At 64.3% G+C, this 18,207-nt stretch carries 16 protein-coding genes; 5 read left to right on the top strand and 11 right to left on the bottom strand.

All coding sequences use genetic code 11. The features are described 5' to 3' along the window. Window positions 1-143 precede the first annotated feature (143 nt). The 8 genes from FB481_RS12835 to FB481_RS12800 form a co-directional block, all read right to left on the bottom strand. On the bottom strand, window positions 144-1,238 hold the full coding sequence (locus FB481_RS12835; RefSeq protein WP_147176808.1) for a DUF1513 domain-containing protein: 1,095 nt from the start codon (window positions 1,236-1,238) through the stop codon (window positions 144-146). Window positions 1,239-1,247: 9 nt separating this feature from the next. Beyond that, window positions 1,248-2,309: an imelysin family protein gene (locus FB481_RS12830; RefSeq protein WP_147176648.1), complete on the bottom strand. Its 1,062-nt coding sequence runs from the start codon at window positions 2,307-2,309 to the stop codon at window positions 1,248-1,250. 10 nt (window positions 2,310-2,319) lie between these two features. Then, window positions 2,320-3,738 (bottom strand): di-heme oxidoredictase family protein, encoded by a 1,419-nt coding sequence (locus FB481_RS12825; RefSeq protein ID WP_147176647.1) that lies wholly within the window; start codon window positions 3,736-3,738, stop codon window positions 2,320-2,322. 219 nt (window positions 3,739-3,957) lie between these two features. Further along, window positions 3,958-5,295, bottom strand: coding sequence for an imelysin family protein (locus FB481_RS12820; protein WP_147176646.1), 1,338 nt, complete (start codon window positions 5,293-5,295; stop codon window positions 3,958-3,960). Window positions 5,296-5,491: 196 nt separating this feature from the next. After that, window positions 5,492-7,555, bottom strand: a complete 2,064-nt coding sequence (locus FB481_RS12815) for a bifunctional diguanylate cyclase/phosphodiesterase (RefSeq protein WP_093506112.1) — start codon at window positions 7,553-7,555, stop codon at window positions 5,492-5,494. 232 nt (window positions 7,556-7,787) lie between these two features. After that, the gene (gene sodB / locus FB481_RS12810; RefSeq protein ID WP_013790284.1) at window positions 7,788-8,369 is read right to left on the bottom strand and encodes a superoxide dismutase [Fe]; all 582 of its coding nucleotides are present in this window, start codon (window positions 8,367-8,369) and stop codon (window positions 7,788-7,790) included. A gap of 176 nt (window positions 8,370-8,545) precedes the next feature. Further along, entirely contained in the window at window positions 8,546-9,385 is an 840-nt protein-coding gene (locus FB481_RS12805; protein ID WP_147176645.1) for an EamA family transporter, read from the bottom strand. Between the two features lie 344 nt (window positions 9,386-9,729). Continuing rightward, on the bottom strand, window positions 9,730-10,332 hold the full coding sequence (locus FB481_RS12800; protein ID WP_147176644.1) for a LysE/ArgO family amino acid transporter: 603 nt from the start codon (window positions 10,330-10,332) through the stop codon (window positions 9,730-9,732). A 106-nt stretch (window positions 10,333-10,438) separates the two neighbouring features. On the opposite strand from FB481_RS12800, the gene FB481_RS12795 reads away from it, so the two are divergent. The 3 genes from FB481_RS12795 to FB481_RS12785 all read left to right on the top strand — a co-directional run bounded on the left by FB481_RS12795 (window position 10,439) and on the right by FB481_RS12785 (window position 13,425). Then, entirely contained in the window at window positions 10,439-11,332 is an 894-nt protein-coding gene (locus FB481_RS12795) for a LysR family transcriptional regulator ArgP (protein WP_093506106.1), read from the top strand. Between the two features lie 62 nt (window positions 11,333-11,394). Next, window positions 11,395-12,381 (top strand): NAD(P)-dependent oxidoreductase, encoded by a 987-nt coding sequence (locus tag FB481_RS12790; protein ID WP_147176643.1) that lies wholly within the window; start codon window positions 11,395-11,397, stop codon window positions 12,379-12,381. Window positions 12,382-12,552: 171 nt separating this feature from the next. Then, window positions 12,553-13,425: an ATPase gene (locus FB481_RS12785; RefSeq protein WP_147176642.1), complete on the top strand. Its 873-nt coding sequence runs from the start codon at window positions 12,553-12,555 to the stop codon at window positions 13,423-13,425. Window positions 13,426-13,488: 63 nt separating this feature from the next. Here FB481_RS12785 and FB481_RS12780 read toward each other — a convergent pair whose 3' ends face one another. Then, the gene (locus FB481_RS12780; protein WP_147176641.1) at window positions 13,489-14,538 is read right to left on the bottom strand and encodes an alkene reductase; all 1,050 of its coding nucleotides are present in this window, start codon (window positions 14,536-14,538) and stop codon (window positions 13,489-13,491) included. A 75-nt stretch (window positions 14,539-14,613) separates the two neighbouring features. Continuing rightward, a complete protein-coding gene (locus tag FB481_RS12775; RefSeq protein WP_093506096.1) occupies window positions 14,614-14,925 on the bottom strand; it encodes a helix-turn-helix transcriptional regulator in 312 nt (103 codons plus the stop codon). Window positions 14,926-15,080: 155 nt separating this feature from the next. Here FB481_RS12775 and FB481_RS12770 point away from each other — a divergent pair, with 155 nt between their 5' ends. Continuing rightward, window positions 15,081-15,677, top strand: coding sequence for an ACP phosphodiesterase (locus tag FB481_RS12770; RefSeq protein ID WP_147176640.1), 597 nt, complete (start codon window positions 15,081-15,083; stop codon window positions 15,675-15,677). Between the two features lie 18 nt (window positions 15,678-15,695). On the opposite strand, the gene FB481_RS12765 is transcribed toward FB481_RS12770, so the two are convergent. Then, window positions 15,696-16,631 carry a GntR family transcriptional regulator gene (locus FB481_RS12765; protein WP_093506094.1) on the bottom strand — a complete coding sequence of 312 codons (936 nt, stop codon included), beginning with the start codon at window positions 16,629-16,631 and terminating at the stop codon, window positions 15,696-15,698. 329 nt (window positions 16,632-16,960) lie between these two features. Between FB481_RS12765 and FB481_RS12760 the strand changes: the two genes are divergently transcribed. Beyond that, window positions 16,961-18,010 (top strand): AbrB family transcriptional regulator, encoded by a 1,050-nt coding sequence (locus FB481_RS12760; protein ID WP_093506092.1) that lies wholly within the window; start codon window positions 16,961-16,963, stop codon window positions 18,008-18,010. The last annotated feature ends 197 nt before the right edge of the window (window positions 18,011-18,207 follow it).

Genomic DNA, 18,207 nt, shown 5'->3' with positions numbered 1-18,207 from the left:
TGCAACCCATCGAGCGTTGATGGGGTTCACCTACGCAGCCCGACCCATCCTACGTTGGCAATGTTTTAGCAGTTCGTGACAGTGGGAGCGGGCCATGCCCGCGGAAAACCGCGTACACGCTGCGCTCCCACCGTTGACAGCAATCAAGCCAGGCGCAGGTGGTTATCCCAGAACCCTGCCGGCAGCTCCAGCGGCTGCATGGCGATGCGTTCGCTGCGGCAGTCGTAGAGGCGGCAGCGGCCGATACCGGCGCTGACCACGAAGCCGTTCTGCACTGCGCCGACGCCGGCGCAGTCGGGGAGGGCTGCGTCCAGGCGCACGGCGCCACTGTCCAGATCCCAGATGAACAGGCGGTTGCCGCGCGGGGCGGTCATCGCCAGCAGGCGCAGCTCGCTGTGCACGGCGACGCTGGCGGTGTACTGGCTCATCATCTGGCGCTGCGCGTCCGCCATGGGGAAGTGCTGGAACGGCTGGCCCGGGCGCTTGATCGCCACCAGGGGCACGGCGTCCATGGGATCGCCCATGTACTGCTGGCCGCTGACCACGGTGCCATCGCTGGCCACGGCCAGGTGGCGCACGCTGTTCATCGGCTCGGGCAGCTGTTCCTTGCTATGCAGCGTGCCGTCGCGGCCCATCAGCACAAGGCTGGCTTCCATGGCGTCGAGGTTCATCTCCACCCGGCTTTCCGCCTCGGTGCGAATACCGCCGTTGGCCACTACCAGGGTTTCGCCGTCGGGCATCCACAGCAGCTGGTGGGGCCCCAGGCCGTGGCTGGAAAGCTCGTCGCGGTGCACCAGCGTTTCGCCCTCCAGGCGATAGGCGCCAATCACGCCACGGCCGGGATCGCGGGTGTCGTTCTCGGTGGCGTACAGCCATTCGCCATTCTTATGGAACACCGCGTGGCCGTAGAAATGCCGATCCTTCTCGCTGGGCAGGGTGTGCAGCAGGCGGCCGTCGCGGGTGTCGATCAGATAGCTCTCGGTGCTCGGCCGGCGCCCGACGAACAGCGCCATCGGTAGGCTGGGGTGGGGCACTACGTCGTGGCAGCGCTCGGTCACCTGGGTGACGAAGGCGCGCTCGCCGTCGAGGCGATAGCCGACCGCGTAATGCTTGCCGCCTTCATCGTTGCGTGCCGATAGCAGCAGTGGCTGGTGACCGGTGTGGGTCAGCTTCCAGCCACCAACGGCGCCGGCAGCCAGCAGGGTGGCGCTCAGGCCGAGAAACGCCCGGCGTTTCATGCTCATGGTTCAGTCTCCGTCATGGGCGTTGAAGCCCAGCTGGATGCCCAGCGCTCGCGCCAGTTCGCCTTCGTGCAGGCGGTGCAGCACGTTGAGGCTGTCGTAGAAGGCGTTGAGGCTCTGGCGGCCGGCATCGTCGGCGAGTAGCTCGCCGAGCGGGCGCTGCAGGCCGGCCAGTTGCTTGCGACTTTCCGCGTAGGCAGCGTCGATGCGTTTCTTGAGATCGTCCTGATCGCTGCCCAGCAAGGCCTGCAGGCCATCGTTTTTGGCGCCGTGCCAGAGCTGCTCGGCGCCGCTCAGTGTGGCGCTCAGGTTGCTCAGGCTGGCCTGGCTGCGCCACGCTTCGGCCTGGTAGGGCTGTGGAACGCCTTTGCTCTGACGGCCCAGCGGGGCACCGAGTTTCTTCTTCAGGCCGTCGATGGCGCTGACCTGGGTGCGCAGCATATCGGAGATCGCTTCACCCGCTTCGGCGTAGCGCTCGTTGGGGAAAGTGCGAAATAGCGCCAGGGCACCATTGTCGCCTTGCCACTGCTCCAGCACGCTGGTGGCCAGCGCCTGCTGATGCTCGCCGACGGCCACCAGCAGCGGGCAGTAGCGGGTTTTCTGCTCGGCGTTCTGGAGATCGATCTCGGGATCGAACATAAGGTATTCGTAAGCGGTGAGCCCCTGGACGACCACGCTGGCCTTTTCCAGATCGGCTGTGCCGAGCTGTGGCTTGGCCTTGACCAGTGCTTCGACCTGGCGCGCCACGAGATTTTTCTTGTCCGGCCAGAACTGTACCTGCCAGGCGCGGTTGCCCTCGGCCAGCGGACCGACCGCCAGAGGCTGCAGGCTGGCCCACGCGCTTTGCGCGGTAAGGAATGCCTGACGCGCCCGGCCGAGATCTTCCTGGCCTGCGCAGAAGGCCTTGGCGCTGCTGGCCAGGGCGACGTCGGCCTCTTTCCAGGTGGCGTGGGCCGGCAGCAAAACGCCTTCGGCCAACGCCGAACTGGTGGTGGCCTGTGGGTCGGCCGGGGAACACGCAGCCAGGGTCAGGCCCAGCAGGGCGAGGGTCAGCGGAGAACGGATCATGCGCGGCTCCTTACAGTGAGTTCAGAAACGCCAGAAGCGCGGCGCGCTCCTCGCTGGAAAATTGCAGCACCTGCTGCTTGGCCGCTTCGGCTTCGCCGCCGTGCCAGGCGATGGCTTCGAGCAGATTGCGGGCACGACCGTCGTGCAGGAACTGGGTGTGGCCGCTGACCGTTTCGGTCAGGCCGATGCCCCACAGCGGCGCGGTGCGCCATTGGCGACCGTTGGCGCGAAATTCGTTGCGGCCATCGGCCAGGCCGTCGCCCATGTCGTGCAGCAGCAGGTCGGTGTAGGGGTAGATGGTCTGGCCCGCCAGCTCCGGTTCGGCAGCATCGGCGGCGGTGACGAAACTGGGCGTATGGCAGCCCTGGCAGCCGGCGCTATGAAAAAGGGTCTTGCCGGCCAGCACCTGGGCATCGCCGACCTTGCGCCGCGCCGGTACAGCGAGGTTGCGGGTGTAGAACAGCACCATGCTCATGATGTTATCGCTGACCTCAGGCTCGCCGCCGTGGGGCGCCTGGCGGCAGGCGGTCTGCGCCTCGGTGCAGCCGTCGGTGGGCAAGAGAGTGCTGGTCAGGCCCATGTCCTGCAGGAAGGCGTGGGCGTTCTGCTGGTTGAGCGTCGGCTGCCCGGCCTTCCAGCCGAAGCGGCCCAGCACCGTCTCCTGGCGCGCGTCGTCCCACACCCGATTGGCTTGGCCGCGAATACCGTCGCCGTTGCGGTCGTCCGGGTCGGCGTTGGCGAGGATCGCCGCTTCGGGAATCGCTTCGAGCAGCCCGAGGCCGATCATCGGCGGGGCGACGCGCGCCGAGAACAGCGTATCCGGATGCATAGGCCCATAGCCCAGTTGGGTGATGTTCAGCTGCGGTTTGCGCAGTTCGATGCTGTGCCCGTCGGCGAAGCGTACCTGTTCGGTGCTGTACTCGACGCGCACCTTGCCTTCCGGAGCGATGCCGGGATTGGCCATGTCCTGCAGCTGGCCGCCGTAGGTAGGCTCGGGCACCACGCCAAGGCGCTCGAGTGCGGCGCGATCGGCATCGCCGGCCGGAATCGACAGGCGCACCAGCATCGACACGGCGTTGACGCTGCCCGGCTCCGGCGGATGGCCGCGGCCATCACGCACGTGGCAGTTCTGGCAGGCGTTGGTGTTGAACAGCGGGCCGAGGCCGTCACGGGCCGTGGTGGTTGACGGCGCGATTACCCAGGGGTTGCGGAAGAAGCTGTTGCCCACGCTGAAATCCAGGCGGCGCTCAGGCGCCAGGTTGGCGGAGGGCAGGGAGAAGGCCACGCGGTCGCTACGCGAGACGGTGGCGGCGCCGCCGGATAGCGCTTCGCCGGGTTCGGCGCTGGTGAAGGTGGGCGACTGATCGCAGGCGCTCAGGCCGAGAGCCAAACACAGCAATGGCAGCAGGCGACCGGGTGACGCGGGCATGGATGGATCCGCAGAGCTGAAATCGAGGGCGGCAATCTTAGCAGTCCGCGCCGGTTTAAATAAGATGGATTTGCGTTTAATCGGCCGATACATCAGGCCACTACAGGCGAGGTACTCCATGAACATTCAGAGCAAAAGCGACCCTTGCGGTCATGGGCCCAATAAAAAAGCCGGTGCGAACGCTCACACCGGCTTTTCGTTACGCGGTCAGCGCGTCGATCAGAACTCGTGATCGGCGGTGTCCGGGTTCAGGTCGTTGATGCCCAGCTTGGCGGCGGCCTGCTCGATGGCACCGGTCTGCTTGACCAGGGCGGCGATGGCGTCGCGAACCAGTTGCTGGCCTTCGGCATTGTCGGCGGCGATCAGCTGGTCGAAGTGCACATTGTTCTTCTCGGCACTGTCGACCAGCGCCTGAAGCTTGGCTTCGGTGGCTTGCAGGTCGGCCTTCACGGTGCTGTCGGTGGCGGCGTCAGCCTTGGCCACCAGCTCGGACAGGCTCGGGCCGGTCAGGGTGCTGCCGTCGACCTTCTTGTACTCGCCCAGGTAGACGTTGCGAATGCCTTTGCCGTTGTAGAAATGCGAGTTGTGGGTGTTGTCGCTGAAGCAGTCGTGCTCGTCTTCGGTGGAGTTGGCTTCCAGGGCGACCTTCATGCGCTCGCCAGCCAGCTCGCCGAGGGACAGGCTGCCCATGCCGAACAGCATCTTGCGCAGGCCGTTCTCGGCGGATTCGCCTTCCAGGGTGGCGCGGTAGTTGTCGGCCACGCCGGCTTTCCACTGACCGGCCATTTCATCGAGGTCGGCGACCAGCAGATCGGTGGCAGCTTTCAGGTAGGCGCGGCGGCGCTCGTTGTGGCCGCCGGTGGCGTCGTTACCCACAACGTAGTCGGTAGCCGGACGCTCGCCAGCGCCTGGGCCGGTGCCGTGCAGGTCCTGGCCCCAGAGCAGGAATTCGATGGCGTGGTAGCCAGTGGCGACGTTGGCTTCGGAGCCGCCCAGCTCGTTGAGGCTGGCGAGCAGGTCCGGAGTGATTTCGGTGACGTCGATCTTGTCTTCGCCAACCTGGATTTCGGTGTGGGCGATGATGTTGGCGCTGGCCGCCGGGTTGCCCAGGGCGTGCTGGTAATCGGCATCGACATAGTCGATCAGGCCTTCGTCCAGGGGCCACGCGTTAACCTGGCCTTCCCAGTCGTCGACGAGGGTGTTGCCGAAGCGGAACACTTCGCTCTGCATGTAAGGCACGCGAGCGGCCAGCCAGGCCTGGCGGGCGGCGTTCAGGGTTTCATCGTTGGGGTTGGCGAGCAGGGCATCGACGGCGCTCTGCAGCTTCTTGGCGGTGCTGGCGGCGTCGTCGAACACGGCCGAGGCGATGTCGGCGTAGTGTTTGACCACGGCCTTTGCAGCGGCTTCGTCGAAGGCGCCGGCTGCTGCAGGTGCACTGCTGGTCGCCTGCGCAGCCGGGGCAGCGGCTTGGTTGGCAGGCGCCTTGTCTTCGCCGCAGCCCGCCAGGGCGATAGCGATGGTCAGCAGGCTGGCAGAGGCCAGGGGCATACGAATCATGACGAAATCCTTTGCATGTTGATGGGGAGTACGCATGGGGCTCCACGCGAGCTGTAACATAATGCGAAAGATTTGCATTTTAAGCAAAGGGTCGATGTGCCACCACCCAATCGCGCGGTTTGCGCGATTGGGTGGGAGAGGGGATTGAACAGACCGTTAAAAAACGCCAGCGGCTAGGTAGTTTTTCAGCGGTCTGTCAAAGCGTGGCGGGGTTAATCAGGCGCTGCGAGCGGCTGGACTGCTTGAGGTATTGAGTCAGCTCGCGTGCAGGCAGCGGCCGGCTGTAGTAGTAGCCCTGACCTTCATGGCAGCCCTGAGCGATGATGTAGGCTTCCTGTTCGGCGGTTTCCACGCCTTCGGCGATGACCTGCATGCCCAGGCTTTTACCCAGCTGAATGATGGCGCGCACGATGGTGGCGTCGTCTTCGTCTTCGAGCAGATCCTGCACGAAGCTCTTGTCGATCTTGATCTTGTCCAGCGGCAGGCTCTTCAGGTAGCTGAGTGAGGAGTAGCCGGTGCCGAAGTCGTCGATGGCGATCAGTGCGCCGGAGCGGCGCAGGCTCAGCAAGTGCTGGGCAGCGGTGGTGATGTCTTCCATCAGGCCGGTTTCGGTGACTTCCAGCTCAAGACTGCGGGCGGGCAGGCGGTACATCTGCATCAGGTTGTTGATCACCCGCGGTAGCTCCGCGTGGTGCAGCTGCACGGTGGACAGGTTGACCGCCATGCGCAGCTCTCCATAACCCTGATCATGCCATTCACGCAGTTGGCGGCAGGTCTGGTCGAGTACCCATTCGCCAATGGGGATGATGCTGCCGTTCTGCTCGGCCAGCGGGATGAACAGGTCCGGGCCGACGAAGCCATGCTGCGGATGTTGCCAGCGCAACAATGCCTCGACGCCGACCACGCTGTGGTCGCGGTAGCTGATCTGCGGCTGGTAGACCACGTGAAGTTGGTTCAGAGCCAGGGCGTCGCGCAGGTCCTTTTCCAGCTCGCGGCGGCGGCGCATTTCGCTGTCGACGCTGGCGATGTAGAACTGGTAGCGGTTGCGCGAGCGGCTCTTGGCCAGGGTCATGGTCTGTTCGGCTTTCTGCAGCAGCTTTTCAGGGCTGTCGCCATCTTCCGGGAACAGGGTGATGCCGATGGTGGCGCGCAGTTGCACCTGATGGTCGTCGAGGGTGAAGGGCGTTTCCAGGTCGTCGAGCACGCTCTGCGCCAGTTCGGCAGCTTCGTAGGGTTGCTCGATATCGGCCTGCACCAGGGCGAACTGGTCGCCGCCCAGGCGCGCCAGGGCGCCGAGCCGGCCACTGTGGCTGCGCAGGCGGTCGGACAAGGCCAGCAGCAACTGATCGCCGGTCTGGTAGCTGAACTGTTCGTTGATGCCCTTGAAGTCATCCAGACCGACGCACAGCACCGCGACGCGGCGCTGCATGCGCCCGGAGTCTTCGAGGATCTGTTCGAGTTGCTGCTGCAATTGCAGGCGGTTGGGCAGGCTGGTGAGGAAATCGTACTGCGACATGCGCTGCAGACTGGTTTCCGCCTCGCGTCGCAGGGTGGTGTTACGTTCTATCGAGGCGAGCAGCTGGTTGGCAGTGTTGATCCACAGGCCGAGCTCGTTGCGCTCGTTGCCGGCTAGCATCGGCAGCTTGGTCTCGCTGGGGCGGTCCGGGTTGATATTGCTCAGGTGCTGGATGATCAGGCCCAGGGGTTTGGTCAGCAGCCAGTAGTAGACCAAATACAACACCAGGCCCATTGCCAGTGCGCGCAGCACGCCGGAGATGAAGATGATCACCGAGTTGGTGAGAAAGCTTTCCCCGTACAACGCGGTGTCCAGGGTGATATTCAGGTCGCCGTAATATTCGTTGTACGGCTCGCGGCCAACCAGGCGTGTGCTGAAGCGCTGTTCTTCACCGAGAATCGGGTCGGTCAGCCAGCGCATGGGCAGGTCGGCGAGGGGGCGGCTCTTTTCGGCGAGCATCTGCTCACCCGGATGGCCGATGGAGGCCTCACGTACCGAGTCGTGGCGAAACAGGCCTTCGACCACCTGCATGCCCATCTCGCGATCCAGGCTGTAGACCGCCTGGGTGGAAGGGTCGCGGAACATGCCAAGGATACGCTGGGCGTCACTGGTGATCGAATGACGGGTCTTGTACATGTCGAACACGATCTGCCCGAGGCTTAGCACCACGCCCACGGCAAGCGCGGACAACAGCACCACGCGCAGCAGTTTCACGGACAAGCTGTGCTTGAGTTCCAGCTTCAAATGGCAGTTCCTTGTGCGATAACCGGCGCCGGATTGGGTTGAGTATTGGCAAACTCGCGGTGCCAGTCAAAGGCCGCATGTGCGCGACGCCCAATCTTGTCGCACCCAGGGTCTGTTTCGGAAAAAAACGACAGGCCTTGAGGCCGCTCGTCGCGGCCGTGAATTTATGGTGGATACAAAAATGCCCCCCTGACTCGCATCAGGAGGGCATCTTTACTTACCTAGGCAGGGCTCAGGCAGCGAAGTTCTTCGCCACGAAGTCCCAGTTGACCAGGTTCCAGAACGCCTCGACATACTTCGGACGTACGTTGCGGTAGTCGATGTAGTAAGCGTGTTCCCAGACGTCGCAGGTCAGCAGCGGGGTGTCGCCGCTGGTCAGCGGGCAGCCGGCGCCGATGGTGCTGGCCAGAGCCAGGGAACCGTCAGCCTTTTTCACCAGCCAGCCCCAGCCGGAACCGAAGGTGCCGATGCTGACTTTGCTGAACTCTTCCTTGAACTTGTCGAAGGAACCGAAGGCCTTGTCGATGGCTGCAGCCAGTTCGCCGGTCGGCTGGCCACCGCCGTTCGGGCTCAGGCAGTTCCAGTAGAAGGTGTGGTTCCACACCTGGGCGGCGTTGTTGAAGATGCCGCCGGATGAAGTCTTGACGATTTCTTCCAGGCTCTTGCCTTCGAACTCGGTGCCAGGCACCAGGTTGTTCAGGTTCACGACATAGGTGTTGTGGTGCTTGTCGTGGTGGTACTCCAACGTTTCCTTGGAGATGTGCGGCTGCAGAGCATCGTGTGCGTAGGGCAGCGGCGGCAATTCGAAAGCCATGGTTATTCTCCTAATCAGGTCAGTTGCGATGAGCGCAAGGCCGATCACGGGCGGCCAAACTTGCGTCGGCGGGTTTATACCCTTTGCGACGCAGGGCAAGGATCATAGCACCGGGGCTACGCCATAACCACGCAGCAACTGTGCGGGATAGCTTGCCAGAGCCGTTGCGGGTCGTTTCAGGCCAGTTTCATCATCGCTACGCCGGCGAGAATGATCAGGCAGGCCATGGCGCGCAGCGGTGGCAGGCTTTCCTTGAGCCACAGCCGGCCGATCAGCAGGGCGAACACCACGCTGGTTTCGCGCAGTGCCGAAACCAGCGCCACAGGTGCGTGGGTCATGGCCCAGATGGCGATGCTATAGGCCAGCATCGACATGGCGCCGCCGAGCAGGCCGGCGCGCCAGTGCGGGCCGAGCGCGGAGACCACGGTATGGCCGCGCTGGGCTAGGATCACCAGCGCGGCGACGAGACCGTTGACCGCGAACAGCCACGCCGAATAGGACAGCGGGTCGCCATTGGCGCGGGCGCCGCTGGCATCGGCCAGGGTGTAGCCGGCGATGAACAGGGCGGTGAGCAGCGCATTGATGAGTAGGCCGCTGCTGCTCTTGCCGTGGCCGCCGCGGATCGCCATCAGCCAGATGCCGCCAACCAGCACACTCAGGCCCAGCCACTGGCCGGCGGGCAATACTTCGCCGAGCAAGAGAATTGAAAGCAGCGCCACCAGCAGTGGCGAACTGCCCCGGGAAATCGGATAGACCTGGCCGAGATCGCCATGTTGGTAGGCTCGGCTCAGGAACAGGTTGTAGCCGATATGCAGCAGCGCCGAGAGGATGATCCATGGCCAGGCGGCTGCATGAGGAACGGCCACGAAAGGCAGGGCGAGGAGGGCGACGATGCCGGCACCGATCTGGATCAGCGAGGCGGTGAGAAAGCGGTCCAGACCGATCTTGAGCAGCGCGTTCCAGCCGGCGTGCAGGGCCGCGGCGGCAATGACCATCACAAAGACGCTGGTTTCCACGGCTGCTCCCTAGGGTCTGTTGCTGTTTCACGCACGGCCGCGCCGGAGCCCGTTTTGTCGCGAGGCAAGGCACGAGCCGCGAAGTTTAGCTAGCTAAAATGAGCCGGCGAGAAACGCAGCATCGCGACAAAACGGGCCCGGCCCTTCGGGTTGTACGGGAAATCTCGCCATGCGTCGTTGGAGGACTTGGCAAGGGAACAACCATTCCCTGCGTCCTCCGCCTAGCGGATCGCCGCCCGGCCTGGCGAGATTTCTCGCGACAACGCGGCTCGCGTTGAAACGGCAACAGACCCTAGGGTCAGGCGGGCCCCAGCATAACAGTTGGGGCCGCGGTGATGCTGGCGTTACAGCGGGCTGGCGATCAGTTGCCAGGCGATGGCGAACATCATGGCCGCGACCACCAGATCGATGATCCGCCAGGTCAGCGGGCGGGCCAGCCAGGGCGCGAGCCAGGCGGCGCCGAAGGCCAGGCACAGGAACCACAGCATCGACGCACTGGCCGCACCCGCTGCATAGGCCGAGGGAACCGGCTGCTGAGCGCCAAGCGAGCCGATCAGCAGCACGGTGTCCAGGTATACGTGGGGGTTGAGCAGAGTCACCGCCAGGGTCGCCAGCAGGACCGCGCGCAACGATCGCGAGGCGCCGGTCTCGGTTTGCAGCCCGGCTGGGCGGCAGGCGCGCCGCAGGGCCTGGACGCCGTACCAGATCAGAAACGCGGCGCCGCCCCAGCGGGCGATGCCCAGCAGCAATTCGCTCTGCAGCAGCAGGGTCGCCAGGCCGAACACGCCAGCGCTGATCAGCAGCGCGTCGCAGACGATGCACAGCAGCGCCACAGGCAGATGATGTTCGCGGCGCAGGCTTTGCGCGAGTACGAAGGCATTCTGCGCGCCGAGGGCGATGATCAGGCCGGCGGTGATCGCCAGGCCGTTGGTGTAGCTCTGCCACATGATGAGAGTCCTTGAAGTGCGCAGCAATGCGGTTGATGGCTGTCAGTCTGCGCGGATCATCTGTATAAGAAAAAACAATAGTGCTGATCGCTCATTAGGAAAATCGATGCTCGATTACAAGTTGTTGGCCGCTCTTGCTGCGGTCGTCGAACAGGCTGGTTTCGAGCGCGGCGCCCAGGTGCTGGGTCTGTCGCAATCGGCGGTGTCGCAGCGCATCAAATTGCTGGAGGCACGTATCGGCCAACCGGTGCTGTTGCGTGCCACGCCGCCGACACCCACCGATGTGGGCCGGCAGCTGCTCAACCATGTGCAGCAGGTGCGCCTGCTAGAACGCGACCTGCAGCGACAGGTGCCGGCTCTGGAAGCGGACGGCGAAGCCCAGCGCCTGCGCATCGCCATCAACGCCGACAGCCTGGCCACCTGGTGGGCAAGAGCCGTAGCGGACTTCTGCGCCAGCCACCGGGTGCTGCTGGAACTGGTGGTCGAGGACCAGGAGGTTGGCCTCAAGCGCATGCGCGCCGGTGACGTGGCCGCCTGCGTGTGTGCTGCAGAACGCCCGGTATCCGGCGCGCGGAGCCTGGCGCTGGGCGCCATGCGCTACCGTGCCATGGCCAGCCCGGCCTTTATCGCCCGGCATTTTCCGGGCGGAGTTAGCACCGCGCGCATCGCCCAGGTGCCGGCCATCGTGTTCGGCCCGGATGATCAACTGCAGCATCGCTACCTGAGCGAGCTGGGCCTGTCGGGCAGCTTTCTGCATCACCTGTGCCCCTCGTCCGAAGGCTTCCTGCGCCTGACTGCCGAAGGGCTGGGCTGGGGCATGGTGCCTGAACCGCAGATGACCGAGGCCATGACTCGCGGCGAGTTGGTCGAGCTGCTGCCTGGCCGACCCGTCGACGTGCCGCTGTACTGGCACCACTGGCGCAACGGTGGCGAGCTGCTCGATCAACTGACCCGGCACCTGCAACGTCATACCGGCGATTATCTGGTGCCGCTGGCATGAGCACCGCTGTCGCTGGCAGTAAGACGCACTTATAGTGCGCGCAGCAGCGGGCGGAGGGCGTGATGAAGATTCTGGTCACCGGAGCAAGCGGGTTCATTGGCGGGCGTTTCGCGCGGTTCGCCCTCGAGCAGGGCCTGGACGTGCGCGTCACCGGCCGCCGTGAGGTAGCGTTCGAGCACCTGATTCGCCGCGGCGCGCAGTTCACGTCGGGCGACCTGGCCGATCCCGAGCTGGCGTTGTCGCTGTGCAGCGACGTCGAGGCTGTGGTGCACTGTGCCGGCGCCGTGGGTCTGTGGGGGCGCTACGAGTATTTCCACCAGGGCAACGTGGTACTCACCGAGAACGTCATCGAAGCCTGCCTCAAGCGCGGTGTGCGCCGCCTGGTGCACCTGTCCTCGCCGTCGATCTATTTCGATGGCCGCGATCACATGGGCCTGCGCGAAGAGCAGGTGCCCAAACGCTTCGCCAACCATTACGCACGCACCAAGTTCCTCGCCGAGCAGCGCCTGTTCGGCGCTCAGGAATTTGGCCTGGAAGTGCTTGCGCTGCGCCCTCGGTTCGTTACCGGGGCTGGGGACGTGAGCATCTTTCCGCGGATGATCGCCCTGCAACGCAAGGGCCGTCTGGCGATCATCGGCAACGGCCTCAACAAGGTCGACTTCACCAGCGTGCACAACCTCAACGACGCACTGTTCGGCGCCTTGCTGGCCGCCGGCCCGGCGCTCGGCAAGGCCTACAACATTAGCAATGGCGCGCCGCTGCCACTGTGGGACGTGGTCAACTACGTGCTGCGCCAGCTGGAATTACCACCGGTCACCCGTCATGTGCCGGTTGCTGTGGCGCGCAGCCTGGCGGTGGCCAGTGAAGGCGTGTGCAGCCTGCTGCCCGGTCGGCCGGAGCCCGCGCTGACGCGCCTGGCGGTGGACGTGATGAGCCGCAACTTTTCCCTCGACATCAGCCAGGCCCGGGAGCATCTGGACTATCAGGCAAGCCATGGCCTGTGGCCGGCGCTTGACGAGTTCTGCCGCTGGTGGAGAGCGCAGAGCTAGGCGCCCGCATTAGGCTGTCGCGGAACCCGAGCCGCTCGCTGTGGGTCTCTGTGGCCAATAAAGGCCGTTGCGAACCCCCGATTACTGGCACTGCGACACCCTAGCGACAGCCGTGAATCGGTATACTGCGCGGCACTTTGCCTCCACCCTGGTTTTCTCAAGGTCTCCCACATGCGTAACGATGCCCACGACGACTTCGATGACGTACCCAGCCTGACTCCGGATCGCCGCGATGACGACGATTTCGAGCCCGAGCCGCAGCCCTACGCTCGTGCTGCCGCGGCGCCACGTGCCGCCAAGGCGCCGCGCGCGGCCAGCACCGGGCCGCTGTGGGCGCTGGTTGGTGCCCTGAGCATCGCCCTGGCCGGCCTGGGTTGGTGGAGCTTTCAGCAGATCAGCCTGATGGAGCAGCAACTGGTGGCGACTCAGGAAAGCTTCGCGCGCATCAGCGAGGAAGCCGCCGGGCGCATTCAGGATATTTCCGGCAAGGTGGTGGCGGCCGAGTCGACCTCCACCAGCGGCAGCGAAGCGTTGAAACTGCAGGTGCGTCAGCTGGAGAACAAGCTGAACGAGCTGAGTAAGCAGCAGCAGGCTGCCGGTGGCCAGCAGAGCGGCCAGGACAAGCGCATCGAGCAACTGGTCGCTGACCTCAAGACCGCTCAGGGCGATGCCGGCAAGTACGGCGACAGCCTGAAGAGCTTGGGCAGCGGCCAGGACGCGCTGAGAACCGAACTGGCGAATCTGAAAACCGAACTGGCTTCGCTGAAGAGCAGCCAGGGTGACGCCGGCAAGCTGGCGACCCAGATCAAGAGCCTGTCCGGCGAAGTCGACGCACTGAAAAAGGCCGGCAACTCCAACGCCGCGGTCGAGCGTCTGGAGCAGGACATGCTGGTGCTCAAGAGCGAACTGGACAACCGCCCTGCGGCCAGTAACAGCGGCAGCAGCACCGCCGAATTCGATGCCTATCGCGCGCAGACCACCCGCAGCATCAATACCCTGCAGGCGCAGATTCAGAACCTGCAGCAGCAGATCGACGCGCGTTGATCCGAGTCGCAGGTATGAGAAAGCCCGCGTTTTACGCGGGCTTTTTGTTGGAGCTCAAGAAAATTACAGACGCGGATAGTCGATGTAACCAACCGGGCCGGAGCCGTAGAAGGTGTCCTTGTGCGGCTCGTTCAGTGGCGCGTCCTGACGCAGGCGCTCGGGCAGGTCCGGGTTGGCGATGAAGGGCACGCCGAAGGCTACGGCGTCGGCCTTGCCAGCGGCCAGCCAGGCGTTGGCCTGAGCCTTGGTGAAGCCTTCGTTGGCGATGAACACACCGCCGAATGCTTCTTTCAGGCTTGGCGACAGGCTGTCGTCGGCTTCGTGCTCACGGGCACACAGGAAGGCGATATTGCGCTTGCCCAGCTCGCGCGCCACGTAGGTGAAGGTTTCGGTGCGGTTGGAGTCGCCCATGTCGTGGCTGTCGGCGCGCGGCGCCAGGTGCACGCCCACGCGGCCCGGCTCCCACACACTCAATACCGCATCGGTGACTTCCAGCAGCAGGCGGGCACGGTTTTCCAGGCTGCCACCGTAGTTGTCGGTGCGCTGGTTGGTGCTGTCCTGCAGGAACTGATCGAGCAGGTAGCCGTTGGCGGCATGGATTTCCACACCGTCGAAGCCGGCTGCCTTGGCGTTCTCGGCGCCCTGGCGGTAGGCCTCGATTACATCAGCGATCTCTTCGGTTTCCAGGGCGCGCGGAGTCACGTAGTCCTTCATCGGGCGGATCAGGCTGACGTGGCCCGCTGGCTTGATGGTGCTGGGAGCGACCGGCAGTTCACCGTTCAGGTAGACCGGGTCGGAGATGCGGCCCACGTGCCAGAGTTGCAGAACGATCTTGCCGCCGTTGGCGTGCACCGCTTTGGTGATGCCGCTCCAGCCACGCACCTGGTCGTCCGACCAGATGCCGGGCGTGTTCGGGTAGCCCACGCCCATGGGCGTGACCGAGGTGGCTTCGCTGATGATCAGGCCAGCCGAGGCGCGTTGCGTGTAGTACTCGGCCATCAGGGCGTTGGGCACGCGGCCTTCGTCGGCGCGGCAACGGGTCAGCGGCGCCATGATGACGCGGTTGGCGAGTTCCAGATCGCCGATCTTGATGGGGTCGAACAGTGTGGTCATTGCCTAGATCCTCGAAACATTCGCTTGGTACGGGTTGATGGACGGGTTAACAGTTCTGGTTGCAACGCATATTGCTCAGAGCTCACGGGTGATGCGCTCGATAAAGGCCGCGATGGTCGCCTCGTTGCGTTTGAAGAAATTCCACTGGCCAACCTTGCGGCTGGTTACCAGGCCGGCGCGCTGCAGGGTGGCCAGGTGGGCCGAAACCGTGGATTGAGACAGCCCGGTGGCCTGGTCGAACTTGCCGGCACATACGCCGATTTCGAAGGAGTGATCGGGCTGCACGAAGTGCGCTTCGGGCTCTTTCAGCCAGCGCAGAATTTCGCGGCGCACGGGGTGGGCCAGGGCCTTGATCACTTCGTCCAGGTCCAACTCTTCGGGTCTCATCGGCTCTCCTGCGCAGCTGCAACGGTATATCGCGATGGGGCGAACTTTATATCGAGACTTGGCGATATACAGATCGTTCAAGGAGATAGTGCATATCGAGCGGCATGATGGCGCGCCTATCGCGGTCAGCCGACCGAGGCTTTAAGCTGGGCGGCATGAACTACCTCGCACACCTTCATTTGGGCGGCTATGCGCCCGCCGAACTGCTTGGCAGCCTGTATGGCGATTTCGTCAAAGGGCCGCTGGCCGGGCAATGGCCGGCTACAATCGAGGCGGGCATCGCCTTGCATCGGCGCATCGACGCCTTTACCGACAACCATCCGCTGCAGGCCAGGGCGCGGGCACGTTTTCCCGTCGAGCGGCGGCGGGTGGCCGGGATCTTTCTCGACCTGTTCTTCGATCATTGCCTGGCTCGCGACTGGCAGCGCTACAGCGACCAGCCGCTGCAGCATTTCACCAGCCGCGTCTATCGCGTGCTGGCCGCCGAACCGCAGCTGCCCGGCAGCCTGCAGCGCATCGCCCCACGTATGGCGGCGCAGGACTGGCTGGGTAGCTACGAGGAGTTCGAGGTGCTGGGGCAGGTGATCGCCGGTATGTCGCGGCGCTTGTCACGGCCAGGCTTGCTGGATGGCGGGCTGGACGAGCTGCGCCGTCTCTACGAGCCGTTGAGCGAGGATTTCAGCGTGTTCTATCCCGAGCTGATGGCCTTCGCCCGGGAGCAGCGCGAGGCACTGACACCCGCCGTTGGCTGAGCGAGCCGCAGCCGGTTATCAGTCCTGACCGGTGTTCTGCAATTTGTCGAACAGCGTGGCGTCGACCTTCTTGCGTCGTGCGCCTTCCAGATGCGCGCGCATGCGGTCGGCGGCGGCGAGGCGGTCGCCCTGTTCGATCAGGTCGAGAATCTCAAGGTGTTGCTCGACTTGCGCGCGGCGATGCTCGCGGGACACATCCACGCGATATTCGACCAGGCGACGCAGGCGATCCAGGCGCTTGAGCGACTGCAGCAGAAAGCGGTTGCCGGAGAAGCCGGCGATGATCTCGTGGAAGCGCGAGTTGGCTTCGTAGAGCTCTTCGATGGTCATGCTCAGGTAACCGCCCTCGGCGATGAACGCCTGCTGCTTGCGGCAGCTGGCCAGCAGCTCGCGGTCGACCTGGAAGGTCGGCGACAAAAGACCGGCCGGCTCGATGATCGAGCGAAAGGCGAAGCTCTCCTCGTAAGCCTCGATGGAGTCGATCACCGGCAGCATCTTCCAGCCTTGGCCGCTACGCTGCTCGGCCCAGCCTTCCTGCTGCATACGCAGCAGCGCCGCGCGCAGCTCCGCGCGAGATACATCGAACTGACGCATCAGCTCGATCTCGGTGAACTGCTCCGGCAACTGCCGCGACAGGCGCAGGGCGACGAAGCGGCGATACACCGAATCTTCCTCGGCCTCTGCGATTTCCTGTACCAGCTCGTTGAGGTCTTCCGCGGCGCGGGCCAGGAAGAAGCCGCGATTGCGGTCGTGCTTGAGCATGCCGCGCTCGGCGAGGTGGTTGAGCACGAACTTCACCGGCGTACGTGAGGTGTTCAGCGTCTGTGCCAGGTGCGATTCGGCCAGGTGGTGGCCGATGGGCAGGCGCTCACGGCGCACGTAGGCGATCACCTCGCGGGCGACGCGCTTCTGCAGGGCAGTGAGTACCGCCGACGGGGTGTTGTCCTGGGCCATGGCAGTGAGCGTCGATTCCTGTCTGGGGTGGTTCGCCGGCGCCGATCAGCGGGCAGGCGCTGCATTCTGCTACGTAAACGAGGCCACGAAAAGATGCCGGGTAGCTGATGCTTTTCAATGGTAGATTGTTTTTTATTATTCTAAAGATCAATAATGGTCGAGTCGATTCACGAGGCCTTCGGCAATATTTCCTGATTAATGCCGTCGCGCTCGACAGGCTGTGAATAACGTAGCGATAAAAAACATCCAAGATTCGCCTTCCGTTTTCCGCGACCACCTCGATTTTGATCCATCACCAGGCCGCTGGTGCACGTACCGAAGGGGACGCAATGTTCAAGACCCACTGGAGCAATCACCTGGGAACGCCGCTGGTCGGTGCCCTTGGCGCGGTAATCGCGACGTATATCGGTTGGCCGCTGCCCTGGATGATCGGCTCGCTGGTGGCGGTGATCCTGGTGCGCTGCTTCAGCACCTGGCAGCTGCAGCCGTTGCCGGGCGGGCGCAAGGTCGGTCAGTGGATCATCGGCATCGGTATCGGCCTGCACTTCACGCCGGCGTTGGTGGCGCAGATCGGCGGGCATCTGCTGCCGATCATCGTCGGTGCACTGATTACCGTGCTCAGTAGCATCGCTGGCGTCTGGTTCATGCGTCGCACTGGTGAAAGCATGGCCACGGCGTATTTTTCCAGCATGCCGGGCGGCTCTGGCGAAATGGTCAACCTCGGCGCCCGCAATGGCGCCGAGCTAACTCGAGTGGCGGCGGCGCAGAGCCTGCGCGTGGTGGCGGTGGTGCTGCTGGTGCCTGCGGTGTTCAAGTTTCTGCTGGGCGATGGTGAGGCGCATCACCACACGGTTCACGTCGACTGGCCCTGGCTGGCCCTGATCCTACCGGTGGCCGGGTTGGCCGGCTGGCTGTTACAACTCTACCGCCAGCCCAACCCCTGGCTGTTCGGCCCGCTGCTGGTCAGCGCCGCGGCGAGCATCGGTTTCGACCTGAACAACACGCTGCCGGCGGGCGCCAGCCAGGTCGGCCAGCTGATGATCGGCAGCGCTCTGGGCTGCTTCTTCAACCGCGCGTTCTTTCGCTACGCTCCGTCATTTCTGGCCCGCACGCTGCTCACCACGCTGGTGATGATGGTCGTAGCCTTCGTCGGCGCGGTGCTGGTGAGCTGGGCAAGCGGACTGGATGTGCAATCACTGACCTTGGGGATGATGCCCGGCGGCATCGCCGAGATGAGCCTGACGGCCGAGACCCTGCAACTGGCGGTGCCACTGGTGACGGCGATGCAGGTGGTTCGGCTGTTTCTGGTGCTGTTTCTGGCAGAGCCGATTTTCAGACGTTGGTTGCAGAGCGATAGTCCGCAGTTGCGGCGGGCGTGATCGATCTCTTGGTAATTCCACGGGCAGTGGTCGCGATGTAGTGAGAATGCACGCAAGTGCACTACCCGTGGGAGCGGGCCATGCCCGTGATTTTTTCGCGCGCATGGCGCGCTGCTACAACCGCAGCAGGGTCTGAGAGTATGGAAGGATCCGCCGGGAAAGCTCGCGGCTAAAGCCGCTCCTACGCGGTCGCTGGG

It is taken from the genome of Pseudomonas sp. AG1028, from assembly GCF_007993955.1.
Taxonomy (GTDB): domain Bacteria; phylum Pseudomonadota; class Gammaproteobacteria; order Pseudomonadales; family Pseudomonadaceae; genus Aquipseudomonas; species Aquipseudomonas straminea.
This window is presented reverse-complemented; position numbering and strand designations above follow the sequence as displayed.